Below are 16,290 nucleotides of genomic sequence, written 5' to 3' on the forward strand. Positions count from 1 at the left end.
AAGCTCAAATCCTAATGGATTTGAGCTTTTTTTCAATGGCGACCACAAAAGGCGGGTCGTTTTGAATATTCATGTATTGATATGATAAAACTTGTGCCTCTTCATGAGGAAGTGATCTGCAATAGTCAAGAAGTACTTCTTTTTCTCTTTTTCCTTCGGAGTGTCCATGGTAAATCACAAGGACGATCAGACCGCCGGGTTTAAGCCAGTCGAGGAGCTGCTCGATGGCTTCGATGGTTGTAGGAGCCTGAGTGGTGACGGCTTTATCGCCTCCGGGCAGGTACCCAAGGTTAAACACCGCACCAGAAATATGTCCATAAACATCCTTTGGCAGGTGATGAGCCAGTTTTTCATGCCCATCGTGGATCAGATGAACGTAAGGATATCCCTCGCCAAGCCTTTTTCTCGTCTGCTGTAGGGCTTCCTCTTGTACGTCGAATGCGAAAACTTGTCCATCATTTCCTACAAGATCAGCTAAATAGCGTGTATCGTGGCCATTTCCCATTGTTGCATCAATGACGATGTCGCCTTTTTGACAAGCCCGTTCTAACAGCTCTTTACTAAAAGGGAGCATGCGTTTCAAAATCATTTGGCTGCTTCTTCCAATCTGACGAAACGTTTGCCTTGGTAGCTGTTACGTCTTTCGAGCTCAGCATTAATGGCATTTAGTACTTCCCACTTGTTTACACTCCACATCGGACCAACCATTAATTCAATTGGGCCATCCCCTGTAATGCGGTGAATAATCATTTCTGGCGGCAGGATCTCCAGTTGATCACAAACAAGCTGAACATATTCTTCCTGGCTTAGAAACTCCAATTTGCCTTTTTCGTATTGCTTGACCATTGGGGTTCCTTTTAAAAGGTGAAGTAAATGAATTTTAATTCCTTGCACATCTAAATCTGCGACAGCTTTTGCTGTTTCCATCATCATGTCCCGGTTTTCTAGAGGCAGTCCGTTGATGATATGCGAGCAGACACGAATTCCGTGTTTTCGCAGTTTTTCTACACCTTCTACGTAGCATTCATAATCATGGGCACGGTTAATGAGCATCGCTGTACGTTCATGAACCGTTTGAAGACCAAGCTCTACCCAGAGATAAGTGCGCTCATTTAATTCGGCTAAATACTCCACCACGTCATCTGGCAGGCAGTCAGGTCTTGTCGCAATAGATAAACCAACCACTCCATCCAGATTCATGACGGTTTCAAATTTTTCTTTTAGAACAGGAAGCGGGGCGTGTGTGTTTGTATACGCTTGAAAATACGCCATATATTTTCCGTCTTTCCATTTTGTGTGCATCCGGTCTTTGATTTCGTTAAATTGAGTGATGAGATCATCAGCCCGGTTTCCTGCAAAATCACCAGACCCAGCTGCACTGCAAAATGTACAGCCTCCGTGGGCTACAGTACCATCACGGTTTGGGCAGTCAAAGCCGCCGTCTAAGGCCACTTTAAATACTTTATGACCAAAGTGCTCTCGCAAATGATAGTTCCATGTGTGATAGCGTTTTTCGCTGTTTGAATATAAAAAAGGGTTATGCTGATCCAAGTCAGTAACCTCCTTGCGTAATAATAGGCATCCTTAAAGTTTAACAAAAATCATGAAGGAGGACAATTGAATCTGTCCAACATTTTCTTTAGTGAAAAAGCTTTACGTGGGCAAAATAGGCGGGAGCAATGATGAAATGGAGGGAATGCAAGATGGCAACAAGGCAGTCGATCGATGAATTTATCCAAAAAAGTACTGAAACCCTTGAGTTTGCAAATGAGCAATTTGATTTGAACTTACGCCAAGAGCATTATAATGAGGACGAATTTTCTAAGGCGCAGCTTATGCTTGAAGATGCGGTGAACGAATTAGAAAAATTAAAAGATGTCGCCAATGATCAGCAAAGAGAGCGATTAGACAGGGCGCGTGTTCAAATTCAAAGCTTGCAAAATCAAATGATTTTAGGTATTTCTTACGACAACGAATGATGAACAGATCCTTTTTTTAAGGGTCTGTTTTTTATTTTTTAAAAGGCTATTGACTTTTTGGCTGAGTGTCTTTATTGTGTTAAGTGTACTACAACAACTAATACACTAAAGACACTTAAAAAGTGAAGAAAGGTGTTCAACCATGAAAAAAGAAAAAAAACCAATCAATTTGAAGTGGATGGTGCTGGCTGTTGCGTTAGCATGTACATTTTTTTTCGTTCTCGTTTTCATTGGTTTTGAAGTTCAAAAAGATTTGATACCTAATTCAATCCCTTTAATGCAAGGGCATGAACAAGCGATAGGACTGCAAAAGCATGAATGAGGAAAGAGGGAGCCATCATGATTCAAATAGATCCACGAAGCGCTGCGCCATTATATGAACAAATCATTGAGCAGTTGAAAATTTTATGTCTAAAAGGTGTAATGAAACCTGGTGACAAACTGCCCTCTGTCAGAGAGCTCGCCACCATTATCATCGCCAACCCAAACACCGTCAGTAAAGCATATAAAGAGCTTGAGCGGGAAGGGATTATTGAAACACTAAGAGGCCGCGGTACGTATGTAACAGAAGGGGCTCAGTTAAAGCTGAATGAAGGGAAGGTGTTGGAGATGAAGGAGCAATTAAAACAACTCATCATAGAAGCTCATTATGCCGGTATTGATATTCAACAACTGAAGGAATGGATAGAAGAGATCGGCTCAAGTCTTGAGGGAGGAAAACAAGTTGATTGAGGTTAGAAATGTATCAAAGACATTAAATGGACGTGAAGTACTCAGTAACGTTTCCTTCAAAATAGGCGAAGGTGAGATCTTCGGTCTGCTAGGCAGGAATGGCTCAGGAAAAACAACACTTCTCCGCTTGATTCAGCAAATTCTTCTTCCAGATGAAGGAGAGATTTATTTTAAAGACGTGCTTGTGAAAGACCATCCTTTAGTGAAGCAAAATATTGTGTATATGCCAGTCGTCAATCCCTACTTTGACAGATACAATTACGGACAGCTTGTCCAGCTGTTAAAGCATATTTATCCGAAGTTTGACGTGACATATGCCAATGAGCTTGTGAACCGCTATGAAATTCCGGAAAAAGTGAAATATCGTGAACTATCGACAGGGTTAAAAAAACAGCTGTCATTAATTTTAAGCTTTGCGATCAAGCCAGCGGTGATTTTGTTAGATGAACCGACAGATGGAATTGATGCCGTCACAAGAAATGATGTTCTTCAGCTCATGATCGACGAGGTAGCGGAACGTGAAACATCGATTCTCATTACATCGCACCGATTAGAGGATATTGAGCGTATGTGTAACCGAATCGGGTTTTTAGAAGGAAATGAACTCACAAGTGTCATGGATCTAGATGAATTAAAGAATGATTATGTCAAAATTCAGATGGCTTTTGAAGAAGATATGAACTTGAGTATACGAAAAAATGGCGTTGCTATATTAGATCAAGCGGGCATTTTTTATACAGCGCTTGTTCTTAAAACCGATGTAGAGGCTAAAGAGTACTTGAAGTCGCTGCAGCCAAAAGTATGGCATGAACTGCCTGTGAATTTAGAAGAAGTATTCATTGCAAAGTTTGGAGGGAAACGGAGATGGTAAAGCGGCAATTATTATATAAGGAGTGGAAGCAATCAGAGCTGACATTTATTTTAGTGATGCTGGTTGCGGCGCTTGCGACGCCCTTATCCCTCCTAATGGGATATTCATCCTTTCAAACATGTTTAAAGGATCCCACATGTATTTTGGATACATCACATTTTTCCTATAGTTTTAAGAAAGATGCTTTTCTCGCTCTTTCATGGTTAATGGGAATCCTTTTTGCCATAATTCAGCTTGGCTTTGAGAGAAATAAAGGGCAAATGGATTTCACCTTAGCCTTGCCTTTTAGTAGAAGTACCATCTATCAGACAAAATTTTTCTTGGGTGCCGGGATCATTGCACTCATTCATGCATTCTCATATGCCTTAACTTACTTACTTATATTAGGCATCAAACCTGTTGAGACACCTGGATTTAACAGTATGTATTTATATGCTTTGGTGTCATCCTTGATGATATATGCCCTGTTTTTTGCAGCAGGCACTTTAACAGGAAGTGCAATTGCCCAAGCAATCGTTGCATTCAGTACAGCCATTTTACCTTTTTTACTAATTGGTCTACCATTGGTTCATTTAGAATTTATATTGAGAACAAATGGGGAGTGGGTTGATCAGTGGCTTAATCATATTATCTTGGCAATTTCTCCAATCACTTATATAGCTGAATTTAATCAGTATGAATATACGATTTGGTTCAGCGGTGAAGAATTCATCGTACCAATTGTCATGATGATTTTATTTTATTTCATTGGTTTGTTTAGCTTCATCAAACATCCAATTGAACGAAGTGGCCGTTTTTTCCTTTACCCAAAAATGGATCGGCCTATTCAAATTATGGTCATTGCTTTTGGTGTTTTAGGTTTTGGCTGGGGTGGATTCTCCTCAGACAATTCCATGTTTGGTTATATCGCTGGCATGATAATCGGCGGTGCTGTAGGCGCACTAACGAGTTATTTTTTAATATATCGAAAAAGATAAACAGAGAGTAGGGGAGTAGAGATGATTCAGGTTCAAGCGTTAGATCATGTGTTTAAAATTGGTAAAAAGGGCAGAGAGAATGAAATTCCTGTGCTGAAAGGGATTGACCTATCCATCAAAAGAGGCGACATTGCTTGTATTGTGGGACGAAGTGGTTCGGGGAAATCTACCCTTTTGAACTTAATTTCAGGATATATTACGCCAACGAGCGGACAAATTGTCATTGATGGTACCGATGTGACCGGCTTTAATGAAAAAGAATGGGCGGACTTCCGCTTAGATCACTTTGGCTTTATCTTTCAAAGCTTTCAATTGATCGGGAGCTTAACGACGTATGAAAATGTTGAACTTCCGCTCACTTTAAAAGGTGTGAAGCCGTCTGAACGAAAGACGAAAGTAAAAGAAATGCTGAAACGAGTAGGCCTCGAACATCATGCAGGGCATTACCCGAATGAGTTGTCCGGCGGGCAGCAACAGCGTGTGAGTATTGCAAGAGCCTTGATTTTAAATCCATCTATTATATTAGCGGATGAACCAACAGGCAGTCTAGATTCAGAAACCGAAGCAGAAATTCTAGCCTTTATCCAGCAGCTCAATCGTGAAAAAGGAATCACGTTTGTCATCATTACACATGACGATGAAGTCGCTTCAATTGCAGATACAACGTTCCAGCTTCATGATGGTGTATTAAAGAAAGGGGAACAGACCATTGAAATTTAGAGATCAGGTCAAATTCATTAGAAGAAACATGAAGAAAAATAGATTGCGTGTGTTTATGACCATTCTTGCGACGACAATGGCATGCTCTTTCTTAATCGTTCTAGCATCTGTCGGTTTTGGTTTGCAAAAATCGGCGCAAGATGAAATCATGAAACAGCAAATCATCACTGAAGTGAAAGTGTTAGGCAAGGAAAAAGGTGCCGTCAAGGTAGATGATTTAAAGAAATATGATCATGTGAAATCTGTCGTCTCAAGAACGTCTCTCGTTCCATCGGTAAACGTCGAGCTCGATGACCGCTCAAGTGAAACGCAGGCTGCTCTGACCGATATGAAAGAGGAAAAAGAAGCAGGGCTTGAACTAGACAGAGGGAAAGTCCCAACATCAGCAAACGAAATTGTGGTTGGGTACCATATGGCAGAACAACTGTGGACAAAAAAAGAGCGCAAAGCCTATGAAAAAGAATTAAATCAAACGTCAAACGGTGAAGAAGAACCAAAAGAGCCAAAAGGCTACACGAAAGATATTTTAAATAAAGTGATTCAAATCAAGGTACCAAAACTCAACGAAGAAAATGAAGTCGTCAAAGAAAAAACATTTGATTTCCGTGTAGTAGGAGTCATGAAAAAGCCAAATTTGGAGTGGCAGCAGGATCATAAAATTCTCATTCCGAATGCGTATGAAAAGGAATTTGGTCAAATACTTGATCTATCTCCTGAAGCAGGAAATGTCGAGAAAATGACCTCTGTCTATGCGGATAAATTCGACAATGTCGGTGCACTCACGAATAAGCTGACAGATGAGGGCTACCAAGTCATCTCTGTGACGAATCAGCTCGAAGGTATGGATATGTTCTTTACTGTCTTCAAAATTGGACTCATTTTTGTCGGCTGTATCGCAGTCATTATTTCTGCAATTGGTATTTTTAATACGATGACAATGGCAGTAACAGAGCGAACACAAGAGATTGGGATTATGAAAGCCATTGGTGCGAATCCATCGATTATCAAGCGAATGTTCCTCATGGAAAGTGCTTATATTGGGGTGATTGGGTCGATCATCGGTATTATCATCTCATATATCATTAGTTTCGCCGTCAATTTAATCATTCCAGCCATTTTGTCGTCCATGTCAGAGGGAGGGTCAAGCGATCAATTCTCGATCACCTTCTCCTATATTCCGCTCAGCCTTGTGATCACAGCAACAGTGATTAGCGCAGGGGTAGCGATCCTTTCAGGGCTTAACCCAGCACGTAAAGCAACAAAAACGAATGTATTAGCAGCATTAAGAAGAGAAATCTAAAAAAAGAACCTCCTAAGACACCCGATTGGGCTGACAGGAGGTTCTTTTTTTGTGACACATGGCTATTGCTTAGGTGCCCGGTACCCTGCACGTTCTGCCTCTTCTACGGAGCAGAATAGTTCGGTTACATTTTTTGTTCTAGAGTAGTATCTGCTGCTCGGTGTGTGATAAATGCCATTGACACTTCCTTTGATGTTACAGGCTGCTGATTCTTTTTTTGTTTCCTTCTGCGATTCATGACCGCCTGTACTTTTTCCTTCATCTTTAGGAGCGGAGCGCTGAACAGTGGAAGACTTCGTATCGCTGCTGCTTTTCTTGTTCTCTTTTTTGAGTGTTTCATTGCTTGAGGCAAGCTTGTCTATTTTCTCTTCAAGCGCTTGAATGATCTTTTCTTGCTTTTTGACTGTTTCTTTTTCTGAGGTGATGGTTTCTAGCTTTTTAGCTAGTTTTTCTTTATCCTTTGTTGCGTCCTCTAAAGAGGCAGTAAGCTCCTCTTTATCAGCTTTTAAGCGCGATATGTCAGATGTGAGCTGCTTTTGATCCTTTAACAGCTGTTCTGAAGATGGATCTGCTTGTGCCTTCGGTGCATCTGTGGCAGCAAACGGTAATGACATAATGGAAAAGACGAGACCCAAGATCAAAAAAGGATAAAATAGTTTCTTTGAAAAGATATGCTCGTTCTGGTGTTTGAGTAATAAGAAATTGACGGCATATCCTATGGCGAAACAAACACATAAAAGACCTATGATGAGTAACATCATCATCTAGAAGCCCCCCTAAATCTCTATTTACTCCTATCATACCTCATTTTTCCATTTTTAGGGGCGGTTTAACTAAAAAAGCCCTGTTTACACAGGGTTTTCAGCTAATGTTAATCCTTTGATTGCTTCCTTAACCGTCAAATATGTGATCGCATCCTGGAAATCTGTATCCAAGTCTTTCATTTTCATCGCAAGCTGCGGTTTGATCCCTGTGATGATCAGTTCGGTTCCAGTTAAACTGAGAAGATGATGCAGCTTGAAAATGCGTCCTGCAACGGAATCATCGACATCGATTAAGCCAGAAAGATCGACAATTAAATAATCATCCTTTGAATCATCTAATATACAAGTTAACTTCGCAACAATGGCATCAAAGCGTTCTTCAGATAGTTTTCCAATGAGTGGTAGAGCAGATACACCATTTTTGATTGGGACGATTGGCGTCGAAAGAGAGGTGACTTCCTGTAAGGAATCTTCTAGGAGTTGTTCATATTCTTTCTGTTTCGTAATATCCTTTTGAAAGCCAATGAAAAATGTTTTATCATCTTGTTCAATGTATAGAGGATCTATATTGAGTTCATTCCAAAAAAAAGTACCGTCTTTTTTATAATTTTTTAGCTGTGTGGTAATAGGTATTTTATTCTGTATTCCATGACGTATTAAATCAAGCTGCTCTTGATCTGTGTCTTTTCCTTGAAGGAATCGACAATTACGCCCAAGAATCTCATCTGGTTTGTATCCAGTCATGTGTGTAAAGCCATGGTTCACATAAACGATAGGGTTATCCTCTAAAGAAGGGTCTGTAATGACAACACCGATCCGCGCATGATCTAGCGCTTTTTTTATGAGTTCAAGCTGTTTTTGCAAGCCGAAGATGTTCGAGCTGACCATATTACCCTCCTTTGCTGCTACTAGCAGACATATCAAATGGCTGTCTTTTCAACCAAAAGTATTCCTTAATAACGTAACATAACATATGTTCTGTTTCAATGATTGCAATGGCTTTGTTAAATTTGTCATCATAGTTTGTCCTCCATTAGAATATAGTAAGTAAGGAGACTTTTCTTTAGAAAAAGAAGGAATCAATTGCTCATAATTCATAAAATGACAAAAATAGTTAATATGGATTAGGTAAAAATGATTCCAATGCATCAAGATTGTTTTTGGGTCATTCACATATAATGGAAGAAACAAGCTTTTTTTCTTCGTTAGAGAGAATAGACCTTTTACATGGATTATGACGGAACAGCAGAATGGCATTACAGGGGGCTGGACAGCCTGAAGTCGCTTTACTATTCTAAGGGCTTTAGGAAGGTGATGAAAATGCTGCAACAAGTCATTATTGCTTGCGCCATTGGAGGGGTCATGGGCATTCTCGGTCACGTAAAGAAAAAAGGCAGGCTAGAGAAGCCCAGAATGACAAAAAAGTTTATTTATTTAGGGTTTATTGAAGATTGGCTCGTTGGGATGATTGCCGCTACACTGCTTGTCTTATCCTCAAATCCCGATTCTAGTCTGCACTTGGTCATCTTATCAATTATTTCAGGTTACGGAGGAGAAGCAGTTCTGCGAAGCTTTGATTTTGTAAGAGAACAGCGTTCACAGGATGCAGACTCCAACCGTCATAACCGATCTCCACACGAATAATATCCTCTACTTTACCCTGATCTAGGGTACATTCCCATTGTATACAAACCTGCTTGCACTTATGATCATAATTCTATAAAATACTACTTAGATGACGGTTACGATAAGAACAGTGAAGAGGAGTAGTAGGAAAGCAGTATTTGTCTTTAGAGAATTGACGGCTGGTGAAAGTCAATCAAATCTGCTTCTGAACTCGCCTCAGAGTTGCAGTTGCGTTAAAGCTTCTGTCGCATGTCTGCGTTAAAGATATTAAGTGAGCGTACAAACAGAAAGTGACGCTAACAAGGGTGGTACCGCGGGAACCAAAAAATCTCTCGTCCCTTTCCAGGGATGAGGGTTTTTTGTTGATTTTAGAAAAATCTGAATTCTTGCAGTGGTCATCTGAGCAGATACAGCCGTACATATTAAAGGAGGTTTTCACATTGAGTTTTCAGCATCGGGAAATTGAAAAGAAGTGGCAGGATTATTGGCTGACACATAAAACATTCGCCACATCTGACTCGGAAGATAAACCAAAGTTCTATGCGCTTGATATGTTTCCATACCCATCAGGAGCAGGGCTTCATGTCGGGCACCCTGAGGGCTACACAGCAACGGATATTTTATCACGCATGAAACGTATGCAGGGATATGATGTTCTTCATCCAATGGGATGGGACGCATTTGGTCTTCCAGCAGAACAGTATGCACTAGATACAGGGAATGATCCAGCGGTCTTTACAGAAGAGAACATCAATAACTTCCGCCGCCAAATTCAATCACTAGGATTCTCATATGATTGGGATCGAGAAATCAACACGACTGATCCGAATTATTATAAATGGACACAATGGATTTTCTTGAAATTGTACGAAAAGGGATTGGCGTATATCGATGAAGTACCAGTGAACTGGTGCCCGGCGCTTGGTACAGTTCTTGCAAATGAAGAAGTCATTGATGGAAAAAGTGAACGCGGAGGGCATCCAGTTGAAAGACGTCCGATGAAGCAATGGATGCTGAAGATTACGGCATATGCGGACAGGCTGTTAGAAGATTTAGAAGACATTGATTGGCCTGAAAGCATCAAAGATATGCAGCGTAACTGGATCGGACGTTCAGAAGGTGCACACGTTCATTTCGAAGTAGAAGGACATGACGAACAGTTTACTGTTTTCACAACGCGTCCGGATACATTATTTGGTGCAACATATGCGGTACTTGCACCAGAACATGCACTTGTTGAAAAAATTACAACAGCTGCTCAAAAAGAAGCAGTCGAAGCATATATCAAAGAAATTCAATCAAAGAGCGACTTAGAGCGGACAGATCTTGCAAAAACGAAGACGGGTATTTTCACAGGCGCTTATGCCATCAATCCATTAAATGGTGAAAAGATGCCGATCTGGATTGCAGATTACGTGCTGGCTACTTATGGAACAGGCGCGATTATGGCGGTACCTGCCCATGATGAGCGTGACTATGAATTCGCCAAAACATTTGATCTTCCAATCAAGGAAGTTGTAGAAGGCGGAGACATTGAAAAAGAAGCTTACACAGGTGATGGAAAACACATTAACTCTGATTTCCTCAATGGATTAGGAAAAGAAGAAGCGATTGAAAAAGCCATTGCATGGCTTGAAGAACATCAAAAAGGCGAAAAGAAAGTCACATATCGTTTAAGAGACTGGCTATTTAGCCGCCAGCGTTACTGGGGTGAGCCAATTCCAATTATTCATTGGGAGGACGGAACTTCTTCAGCCGTTTCAGAGGAAGAGCTTCCACTGATTTTGCCTAAAACCACTGAGATTAAGCCAAGTGGTACAGGTGAATCACCTTTAGCCAATATCAAAGAGTGGGTTGAGGTTGTAGATCCTGTAACAGGTAAAAAAGGACGCCGTGAAACCAATACAATGCCGCAATGGGCAGGCAGCTGCTGGTATTTCTTACGTTATATTGACCCGCATAACTCAGAAAAGCTTGCATCTCCTGAGAAACTAAAGAAATGGCTTCCTGTTGATGTATATATCGGCGGAGCAGAACATGCTGTACTGCATCTTCTATATGCGCGCTTCTGGCATAAGTTCTTGTATGATATCGGTGTTGTTCCTACAAAAGAACCTTTCATGAAATTGTTCAACCAAGGAATGATTCTTGGAGAAAATAATGAAAAAATGAGTAAATCAAAAGGGAACGTTGTCAATCCAGATGATATCGTAGAATCTCATGGTGCGGATACATTACGACTTTATGAAATGTTCATGGGACCTTTAGATGCATCAATCGCTTGGTCTGAAACAGGACTTGATGGTGCTCGCCGTTTCCTTGATCGTGTATGGCGTCTATTCACAAATGAAGATGGCACAATCAGTGATAAAGTGACGGAGCAAACTGGAGGCGCATTAGAACGCAGCTATCATGAAACCGTGATGAAGGTAACGGACCATTATGAAGGCCTGCGCTTCAATACAGGGATCTCACAATTAATGGTGTTTATCAATGATGCCTACAAGGCTGATACACTGCCGAAAGAATATGCAGAAGGCTTTGTGAAACTTCTTTCTCCAATTGCACCGCATTTAGCGGAAGAGCTTTGGAATAAACTTGGTCATGAAGGGTCTATTTCTTATGAAGCATGGCCGCAATATGACGAGTCAAAACTTGTCGACGATGAAGTAGAAATTGTCGTACAGTTGAATGGAAAAGTGAAAGCAAAATTAACCGTTCCTGCTGATGCAACAAAAGAACAGTTAGAAGAGCTTGCGAAAAATGATGCACGCGTAAAAGAACAGCTTGAAGGGAAAACCATTCGCAAAGTGATTGCGGTTCCTGGGAAGCTTGTCAATATTGTTGCGAACTAATGATGACACCCATCGGTATGAACCGGTGGGTGTTCTTTATTTCCCGGGACATAATTTTGTCGAAAACAAGGTGATTACTTCATCGACCTCGTATTTTAACAGGTGATCAAGAAAATGAGGAGTGACGTCAATGGAAAAGGAAATCAAACGTGAACAACTGCTCAGTCTGTTAGGAGAAATGCCAGAACGCCATCGCGTGGAGGCATATACGTTAAAGATCGAGGAACGTGAATCGTATGTAGTCGAAACACTCATTCTTTCGATTCATGGTGTAGAGGAAGTGCCCGCTTATTTTGTAAAGCCAAAGGATACGGTGAAAAAAAGACCTGTTGTGCTGTTCCAGCACTCTCATGGCGGGAACTACGTGGATGGGAAGGAAGAACTGATCAAAGGTGCTCATTATTTGCAAGCGCCTTCATATGCGAAAGAGTTCACATCAAAAGGCTATAGTGTCCTGGCTATCGATCATGCAGGGTTTGGTGAGAGAAGAGGAAGAACAGAAAGTGAAATTTTTAAGGAGATGCTTTTAACAGGAAAAGTGATGTGGGGTATGATGCTGTATGAAAGCATGTGTGCGATTGATTATGTGCTGTCTCGATCTGATGTGCTGCCGGACCGGTTAGCTGTTTTTGGAATGTCAATGGGAGGGCTTCTTTCCTGGTGGACTGCTGCGCTTGATGAGAGGGTCAGTGTGTGTATTGATCTTTGCGCACAGGTCGATCATCACACATTAATTAAAACGAACAATTTAGACAGGCATGGCTTTTATTACTATGTACCAAGCTTAGCAAAGCACTTTACAGCAGCTGAAATTCAGAAAATGATTTTTCCAAGGCCGCATTTAAGCCTAGTTGGAAAACTTGATCCGCTCACGCCAGCTGAAGGCGTCGCACGCATTCAAAAGGAATTGAGCCAAACCTATCAAGCTGCTTCATTGAAAGAACGGTATCAGCTTGTTGGTCTTCATGCAGGTCATTTTGAAACAGCCGCTATGCGTCACGAGGCCACTCGATTTTTGAAAAAATGGCTGTAACCCATAAAGGCTTGGACATACTACGTCAATAGAAAGGAGGAAACAGATGAAAAAGATCACGATCATTGGCGGATGCGGTGTGATAGGCCGTATTTTAACAAAAGCGCTCTCTTCTGAGTACGAAATCACCATCATTGATCAAACGAGCTGTGTAAAAGGAGCCATTTTAGCAGATGCAGCGAATGAACAGGAATTATATGAGGCGATTCCGAGAGATACAGATGTCATCATGCACCTTTTAAACATGGATATGACGCATGATGTGATGAATCTTGAGGAGTTTGAAAAAATGAATGATATTTTTTGGAGGAGCTCCTATTATATGTTTCGGTCAGCTGCACGTCTCGGCATACGAAAAGTCATTTTTGCAAGCAGCAATCATGTGACCGATCGTTATGAAGAGGGTGGCCGCTCCTTACTAGGGCGAAATATTACAACAGACGATGTGCCAGCGACTAAAAATGTCTATGGTATTTTAAAATTTGCTTCAGAACAGCTAGGCCGTTTGTTCCACGATCAAACGGGGATGTCTGTTATCAATTTACGGATTGGAACGGTTGTGACGGATGAGATGGAGGCATTACACAAGAAACGAAGAACGAAACGAACACTTCTGTCACATGAAGATCTTATAGGGATGACAAAGGCAGCGATTGAAACGACCGTCCCCTTTGGGACATATTATGCCGTATCAGAAAACGAAGAAAAGCCCTGGTCTACAGAAAAAATAAAGCAGGAGTTAGGCTACAGACCTGATGTGAATACGACGGAAATCCTAGAAGAAAATGATCAGGCATAGGGCATAATCATGTCATTAGCTGATGATCTTATTCTTTTGTTTCATGAGCATAAAAGCACGATTGACATGATCCATCCAGTTGGTCTGTCAAGATGATTATAGACGCTTTCTTCCCCCGTTTGTTACATTTTAATCACGATATCGTCACAGGCTGCAGCTTATTTTCGGACGAAATGATAACGCTTTCAAAGAAAGGGCGTGATGAACATAGATCGTTCTATTAAAGGCCGATTGTTCAACTTATTTAATTACTCTTTTCTACTCATGTTCGCATTAATATGTGTGCTTCCGTTCATCCATGTCATTGCAGCCTCTTTTGCTACAGTAGAAGAGGTCATCACGAAGAAGTTTATCTTGTTCCCGACCACGTTTTCTTTAGAGGCCTATCGATATATTTTCTCTACGGATATTGTGTATCGTAGCCTTATTGTGTCCATTCTTGTGACGCTCGTTGGAACAGCTGTCAGCATGTTTTTGTCCTCACTCATGGCATATGGGCTGTCTCGTCAGGAGCTAAAAGGCCGGAGAACATTGATGTTTCTCGTTGTCTTCACGATGTTGTTTAGTGGAGGTATGATTCCGACGTTTATTGTGGTGAAAACACTTGGTCTGCTTGATACCTATTGGTCACTTATTCTACCGGTTGCGATCAATGCATTCAATTTGATCATTTTGAAAAACTTCTTTCAAAACATCCCGGCAAGCCTTGAGGAATCAGCGAAGATGGATGGCTGTAACGATTTAGGGATTTTCTTTAAAATTGTGCTGCCACTTTCTTTGCCAGCTATTGCGACCATTTCACTTTTTTATGCCGTGACGTATTGGAATACGTACATGACCGCCATCCTGTATTTAAATGATTCAGTGAAATGGCCGATTCAGGTGCTGCTAAGGCAGATTGTCATTGTCTCAAGCGGAATGCAGGGAGATATGTCGGATATGGGATCATCCACACCACCGCCAGACCAAACGATTAAAATGGCTGTCATTGTGGTAGCGACCATTCCAGTTCTGCTTGTCTATCCATTTATTCAAAAGCATTTTAACAAAGGGGCATTACTAGGTTCTGTAAAAGGTTAAAAAGATGGAACAACGGAGGGATCTTATGGGGAGAAAGAAATTATGGTTGATTGCGTTTGTCCTGTTATTTGCAGCAAGCGGTATTCTATCCGCATGTTCAAGCAAAGGAACAAGTTCATCAGATGAAAAGGTTGATTTAGATAAAAAGGTAAAGCTGACCTGGATGGCTATTTTGTATCATCAGCAGCCGCCGAAGGATTCCGTCATAAAAGAGATTGAGAAGCTCACAAATACAGAGCTTGATATTACATGGGTGCCTGATGCCGTGAAGGAAGACCGTTTAAATTCCGCACTTGCCGCAGGGAATCTGCCGCAGATTGTCACGATTCAAGACATTAAGAATTCGTCTGCTATTAATGCGTTCAGATCAGGCATGTTCTGGGAAGTCGGTCCGTATTTAAAGGATTATCCAAATTTAAGTAAGATGAACGAACTGATTAATAAAAACGCCTCTATAGACGGTAAGCTTTATGGCATTTATAGAGAGAGACCACTTTCAAGACAAGGAATTGTCATTCGAAAGGATTGGCTTGAAAATTTAAATTTGGATACACCAAAAACATTGGATGATCTTTATGAGGTAGCTAAAGCTTTTACTGAAAAAGATCCGAATCAAAACGGAAAAGCGGATACAATTGGCTTTACGGATCGGAACGATTTGATTTATGGGGCATTTAAAACACTCGGTTCATATGAGGGAATGCCGACAGACTGGAAAGAAGAAAACGGCAAATTCACGCCAGACTTCATGACAGATGAGTACATGAATACAATGAAATACATGAAGAAACTGCGTGACAATGGCTATATCAACAAAGACTTCCCTGTTACAAGCAAAACACAGCAGCAGGAATTATTCTCACAAGGAAAAGCAGGGATCTATGTTGGGAATATGGTAGACGCAGTGAACTTGAGAGATGACGCGACAGATAAAAACATGGAAATAGATATCATCAACCGAATCAAAGGCCCAGATGGCAAAGAACGTGTGTGGGCATCAGGTGGTCATAATGGCATCTTTGCATTCCCTAAAACAAGCGTGAAATCAGAGGCAGAATTAAAACGGATTTTGGCCTTCTTTGACCGCATTGCAGAAGAAGATGTATATGGTCTCATGACGTACGGTATTGATGGCGAGCATTATAAGAAAGAAGAAGGGAATACATTTGTCAGAGAAGAAAGCCAAGTGAAAAGCTGGCAGACAGACGTACAGCCGCTTGTCAGTCTAGTAGGAATTGATAAACGTTACTTGAAAAATAAAGGAGATGCGGTTCGTACAAAATATGAAGAGCTAGAAGAAGACAATCAAAACATCATCGTCGCCAATCCTGCTGAAAGCCTGTATTCAGAAACAGCCTCAGAGCGAGGAAACGAGTTGAAAAAAATCATCGATGATGCGACTTATAAGTTCATTCTTGGAGACATCAGTGAAGATCAATTTAAGAAAGATGTAGAGAAGTGGAAATCAAACGGTGGTCATAAAATCATAGAAGAATATGAAGCTTCCTTTAAAAAATCAAAATGATCAACATAAACACCCCCGCACAGTTAAAA

General features: G+C 41.0%; 17 protein-coding genes and 1 other annotated feature. Of the genes, 13 read left to right on the plus strand and 4 right to left on the minus strand.

The features are described 5' to 3' along the window. Positions 1–4: 4 nt before the first annotated feature. Positions 5–589: a tRNA 5-(aminomethyl)-2-thiouridylate-methyltransferase MnmM gene (gene mnmM / locus C6Y03_RS16910; protein ID WP_106039657.1), complete on the minus strand. Its 585-nt coding sequence runs from the start codon at positions 587–589 to the stop codon at positions 5–7. Beyond that, on the minus strand, positions 586–1,551 hold the full coding sequence (mnmL, locus tag C6Y03_RS16915) for a tRNA modification radical SAM protein MnmL/YtqA (protein WP_003217704.1): 966 nt from the start codon (positions 1,549–1,551) through the stop codon (positions 586–588). Before mnmL ends, mnmM begins: the two co-directional genes overlap by 4 nt. Before the next feature lie 152 nt (positions 1,552–1,703). Here mnmL and C6Y03_RS16920 point away from each other — a divergent pair, with 152 nt between their 5' ends. From C6Y03_RS16920 to C6Y03_RS16950, 7 genes are all read left to right on the plus strand, one after another. Then, positions 1,704–1,979, plus strand: a complete 276-nt coding sequence (locus C6Y03_RS16920; RefSeq protein ID WP_034665376.1) for a YtzC family protein — start codon at positions 1,704–1,706, stop codon at positions 1,977–1,979. Positions 1,980–2,121: 142 nt separating this feature from the next. Continuing rightward, entirely contained in the window at positions 2,122–2,301 is a 180-nt protein-coding gene (locus C6Y03_RS16925; protein ID WP_034665379.1) for a hypothetical protein, read from the plus strand. 17 nt (positions 2,302–2,318) lie between these two features. Then, the gene (locus C6Y03_RS16930; RefSeq protein WP_034665384.1) at positions 2,319–2,711 is read left to right on the plus strand and encodes a GntR family transcriptional regulator; all 393 of its coding nucleotides are present in this window, start codon (positions 2,319–2,321) and stop codon (positions 2,709–2,711) included. Continuing rightward, positions 2,704–3,582, plus strand: a complete 879-nt coding sequence (locus C6Y03_RS16935) for an ATP-binding cassette domain-containing protein (RefSeq protein WP_060597055.1) — start codon at positions 2,704–2,706, stop codon at positions 3,580–3,582. Before C6Y03_RS16930 ends, C6Y03_RS16935 begins: the two co-directional genes overlap by 8 nt. Continuing rightward, on the plus strand, positions 3,576–4,559 hold the full coding sequence (locus C6Y03_RS16940) for an ABC-2 transporter permease (RefSeq protein ID WP_034665391.1): 984 nt from the start codon (positions 3,576–3,578) through the stop codon (positions 4,557–4,559). Before C6Y03_RS16935 ends, C6Y03_RS16940 begins: the two co-directional genes overlap by 7 nt. A 21-nt stretch (positions 4,560–4,580) precedes the next feature. Continuing rightward, entirely contained in the window at positions 4,581–5,279 is a 699-nt protein-coding gene (locus tag C6Y03_RS16945) for an ABC transporter ATP-binding protein (protein WP_060597053.1), read from the plus strand. Next, a complete protein-coding gene (locus tag C6Y03_RS16950; protein ID WP_034665395.1) occupies positions 5,269–6,579 on the plus strand; it encodes an ABC transporter permease in 1,311 nt (436 codons plus the stop codon). Before C6Y03_RS16945 ends, C6Y03_RS16950 begins: the two co-directional genes overlap by 11 nt. A 62-nt stretch (positions 6,580–6,641) precedes the next feature. On the opposite strand, the gene C6Y03_RS16955 is transcribed toward C6Y03_RS16950, so the two are convergent. Both C6Y03_RS16955 and ytvA read right to left on the minus strand, forming a co-directional pair. Then, the gene (locus tag C6Y03_RS16955; RefSeq protein ID WP_106039658.1) at positions 6,642–7,343 is read right to left on the minus strand and encodes a coiled-coil domain-containing protein; all 702 of its coding nucleotides are present in this window, start codon (positions 7,341–7,343) and stop codon (positions 6,642–6,644) included. Positions 7,344–7,427: 84 nt separating this feature from the next. Then, entirely contained in the window at positions 7,428–8,231 is an 804-nt protein-coding gene (gene ytvA / locus C6Y03_RS16960; RefSeq protein WP_106039659.1) for a YtvA family blue-light photoreceptor, read from the minus strand. 426 nt (positions 8,232–8,657) lie between these two features. Between ytvA and C6Y03_RS16965 the strand changes: the two genes are divergently transcribed. The 6 genes from C6Y03_RS16965 to C6Y03_RS16990 all read left to right on the plus strand — a co-directional run bounded on the left by C6Y03_RS16965 (position 8,658) and on the right by C6Y03_RS16990 (position 16,261). After that, on the plus strand, positions 8,658–8,987 hold the full coding sequence (locus C6Y03_RS16965) for a DUF4257 domain-containing protein (protein WP_223249904.1): 330 nt from the start codon (positions 8,658–8,660) through the stop codon (positions 8,985–8,987). 103 nt (positions 8,988–9,090) lie between these two features. Next, positions 9,091–9,312: a binding site (T-box leader), on the plus strand. A 97-nt stretch (positions 9,313–9,409) separates the two neighbouring features. Continuing rightward, complete coding sequence (gene leuS / locus C6Y03_RS16970) at positions 9,410–11,824, plus strand: leucine--tRNA ligase (protein ID WP_034665405.1); 2,415 nt, start codon at positions 9,410–9,412, stop codon at positions 11,822–11,824. A 130-nt stretch (positions 11,825–11,954) separates the two neighbouring features. After that, positions 11,955–12,857, plus strand: a complete 903-nt coding sequence (locus C6Y03_RS16975) for a dienelactone hydrolase family protein (RefSeq protein ID WP_106039660.1) — start codon at positions 11,955–11,957, stop codon at positions 12,855–12,857. A gap of 46 nt (positions 12,858–12,903) precedes the next feature. Further along, the gene (locus C6Y03_RS16980) at positions 12,904–13,656 is read left to right on the plus strand and encodes an NAD-dependent epimerase/dehydratase family protein (protein WP_106039661.1); all 753 of its coding nucleotides are present in this window, start codon (positions 12,904–12,906) and stop codon (positions 13,654–13,656) included. A 219-nt stretch (positions 13,657–13,875) separates the two neighbouring features. Next, positions 13,876–14,736: a carbohydrate ABC transporter permease gene (locus C6Y03_RS16985; protein WP_087976618.1), complete on the plus strand. Its 861-nt coding sequence runs from the start codon at positions 13,876–13,878 to the stop codon at positions 14,734–14,736. Between the two features lie 25 nt (positions 14,737–14,761). Continuing rightward, positions 14,762–16,261, plus strand: a complete 1,500-nt coding sequence (locus C6Y03_RS16990) for an extracellular solute-binding protein (protein ID WP_106036987.1) — start codon at positions 14,762–14,764, stop codon at positions 16,259–16,261. Positions 16,262–16,290 lie beyond the last annotated feature (29 nt).

The sequence above is a fragment of the Bacillus sp. LNXM65 genome (assembly GCF_002998575.1).
GTDB lineage: Bacteria > Bacillota > Bacilli > Bacillales > Bacillaceae > Bacillus.